3 protein-coding genes are annotated in these 3112 nt (G+C 45.4%); all 3 read right to left on the reverse strand.

The genetic code is table 11. The features are described 5' to 3' along the window. Positions 1–661: 661 nt before the first annotated feature. The 3 genes from DXZ20_RS18840 to DXZ20_RS18850 all read right to left on the reverse strand — a co-directional run bounded on the left by DXZ20_RS18840 (position 662) and on the right by DXZ20_RS18850 (position 2861). Positions 662–964 (reverse strand): hypothetical protein, encoded by a 303-nt coding sequence (locus DXZ20_RS18840; RefSeq protein ID WP_163699843.1) that lies wholly within the window; start codon positions 962–964, stop codon positions 662–664. 310 nt (positions 965–1274) lie between these two features. After that, the gene (locus tag DXZ20_RS18845) at positions 1275–2549 is read right to left on the reverse strand and encodes an ISNCY family transposase (protein ID WP_250565829.1); all 1275 of its coding nucleotides are present in this window, start codon (positions 2547–2549) and stop codon (positions 1275–1277) included. A 168-nt stretch (positions 2550–2717) separates the two neighbouring features. Next, positions 2718–2861 (reverse strand): hypothetical protein, encoded by a 144-nt coding sequence (locus DXZ20_RS18850; protein ID WP_163699845.1) that lies wholly within the window; start codon positions 2859–2861, stop codon positions 2718–2720. Positions 2862–3112: the final 251 nt, after the last annotated feature.

Genomic DNA, 3112 nt, shown 5'->3' on the forward strand with positions numbered 1-3112 from the left:
CTAGTCGTTATCGAAAAAGCTAAGATTGCAACAAAATAACTGATGCGATGCTAATGCGATTTAAGGTCGCATAGCGGTTTGGACTTCAGGAGCTTCTTTCGAATGAAAGTTTAACTTGTTCCGAAAGCCTTTCTCCCCATCCGACAGCTTTGAATATATCGGACACTTCGTTCGCTCCTGCACAGGGTTAGGCGTCAAGGCCAGAAGCTTTGTCCGTGTCCGCCTTAGAATTAACCTGGGATCTCCTGCGTCAAGGAAGTTATGAGCAGGGCGCGATCCTCAAAAATTATGGGTGAGACATTGAAGCTGCAGCAAGGCCTGACCCTTACGCTTGCTAGCTTTTAGGTCAATTTAAATATTTTTCATCCAAATCGCCCCCTCATTCGTATTGATAGTCAAGTAGGTAAATATTGATTGATATGAGGAGATTCACGTTGAACATCAAGGATTGGTTTATAGATCGCTTGCTTTGTGGTGGTTTGTCTAATCTAAATATAAAAAGTTCGACAAGTGCTAAAAATTAAAGTCATCTAAGTTTAACTGTTATTCGTATCCATAACTGACAACCAATTGTGTTCTTATCTAGCTTTATGCATACGTGAGATTTTCGCGTATGGAATTGCCATTGAAAAGCAACTGCTTTTTATTTGCTGTGCTCTACCTAAAAAAGAATATTTAAAACAACACTTAAACGCCTCTGATAAAGGCGTTTAAGTGTGTCAATGCTCTCTTTCTTTAGCCTGTCCAGCAAGAAAGATCTATCGATTAAGTTCTTCTCACCTTGGATTTCAAAAACAATTTTTCCATGGTTTCTGGAATCCAAACAACATAACTGGAAGTAACCTTCTGCGTGGCTCTTTAAGGACCTAAACACATCTAAAGAGCGCACCAATTCATTTAAACCAAACTCAATTTCAAGCCCGAGAGTTTTCTTCGGAGAAGACGCTGGTTTTGATGTGGCCAAGGTTCAACCATTTATAGCTCACAACAATTTACGACAGGAAAATCCCATGACAGTCAATGGTGTTACCATTATCCCCACACAGGATGCTAAAAATCTATCTCGTCTCTCGAAATGTTTTCAAAAGCTACGGATTACTGGCAATAAAGGTGTTAAGCTATGCCTGAGTTCTTGCTTATCTTTAGCGAGTATATTGGCCATTTCAGCTGAAGCGATGGCGCAACCTCTCCCTGCAGCAATTCCAAATTCCAATGTACGGACAGGAGTGGTATGTAAGAGAGACTCCTGTTGAGGATGTCAGTCACGATGAGAATCAAGAGGTATTTCGAAAGGGACCCGTCGGCTTGGTATCATCGAGCATGAACTCAATCAATGCGTTCCAACTCTCAAACCAGAGGTACTTGGTCAAGGCGACAATATCTTGAAAAAAGCCTTTTCGGGTACCTCGAATCTGTCGAATTCGTTGATAGCGCTCGTCTACATATCCCAAGATGGTATGAAACAGGAATGCTAACAGATTTAGGGTCAATAAGAACGAGGCTAGATGCTGTTGCCCATGGCCAAAATTGTGCTCTAAATGATAGCCCTTCGTTTTGAGGACATTGTGGTTTTCGTTTTCAGTTTTCCAACGACTGCGAGCCGCCTCAACTACAGCAATGACCTGCTGCGGGGTATTGAGCTCTAGTGGAGTGATCCAACTGTTGTGATAGAGTCGCTTGCCGTCTCGTTGTCGAGTGACGGTGACCTCACACCAATTCAGTACCCGGTCCGACGGGGTGCCACCTAATGGAACATCGGTTAAATATCGGTACCGATAGTGGACGTTCTCCTTACCCTGAGTTCGCGTTTTCTCGATGGTTTTGACCTGACCCTTGGCTGCATTGAACTCAATCCAATCGTAGAGCACTGGATGCGACTCCGGTAAACACACGAAGATGAAACTCATTCCCTGAGCTAGGACTGTTTCACACATCGGTAGACGACTGTATAGATCATCGCCGAGCAAAATCACATCTCGCTGAGCGAACATCCGTCCATGAGTCGCTATCCAACGCTTAGCTGCAGCCTGCTCACAATCTTGCTTCTCATGACCATCTTGAGGATAAATAAATTCAGGGGACAACGAAATCACCGATGATTGGCTCGGCGACACCACCACTGGCAAGATAGCTTTATGACTGTAGGTGACCTGGCCATTGCGATGCGTCTGGATTGAACAACACGGACAACTTACCTCATGCGAACTGTAGTATTGGGTTCCATCTAGGGTGACCAATAGATGCTTGCCAAGTACCTCAAACCCACGCAGATATCCCTGTTTCTCTAAATCCTGATAATTCAAGATGAACACACCCGATAGCCCCCTCGCAGGAAGCGGGTCGAGAATATTACGAATTTGTTCGACACTCGGAATGTTGGTCAAGCCAAATAGACTCTGGGCATTGTCTTGACCATGACGGCTTTGCAACTGTCGTTGGTACTCTAAGAATGACGGGCTTTGCATGAAAAACGCACTAAATGCTCCCAAGACCGCATCTTGAAGGCTATAACGAGTCGCGTTACTAGGCTGACGTCCATCCTTCATCATTCCTATGCATGAGGTCAGACTTCCGAGCACACTGTCGAATCCGAGCACACTTGAGACCATGACGACTATCTTGCCAAGGGCAAGACCCATTCGAATGAATTGACTCTATCGGATAGGGGCACGCTGTGCACAACTCGATTGCTAGCTCCAGGACACAGACACCTGTTCTTAAGTCGGAATTTGGAATTGCTGCCAGTGCGTGCTAACGCAACGGCAGACAGATGATAAAACAACGCGCTGGCTTGGAGACTCATCCACCTCAGCCGCTTGGGCCTGTTGCCAAACTTCTACCACACCGGCATCATCCACCAAATAGGTGAGCCCTTCTACCTTTTTCGTCCAGCCATCCCAAGCATCTGCATGGCTGGCTTTAGCGCTCTTTAATGACTGTGGCAGTATAAAATAGGGGTAACTATCGACCCAAGGTGGTCAAACCGTACTCATGGTGACGCCCCGAGCTGCCCAACCTACCGTCAAATTTATTGATGACTACTGCGAGTCCTATCGAGACCTGTTTGCTGAAGTCAGAAGTTTTGAAGCCTTCAAACATTTACATGTGGGTC

The sequence above is a fragment of the Adonisia turfae CCMR0081 genome, from assembly GCF_011009555.1.
Lineage (GTDB): Bacteria > Cyanobacteriota > Cyanobacteriia > Phormidesmidales > Phormidesmidaceae > Leptothoe > Leptothoe turfae.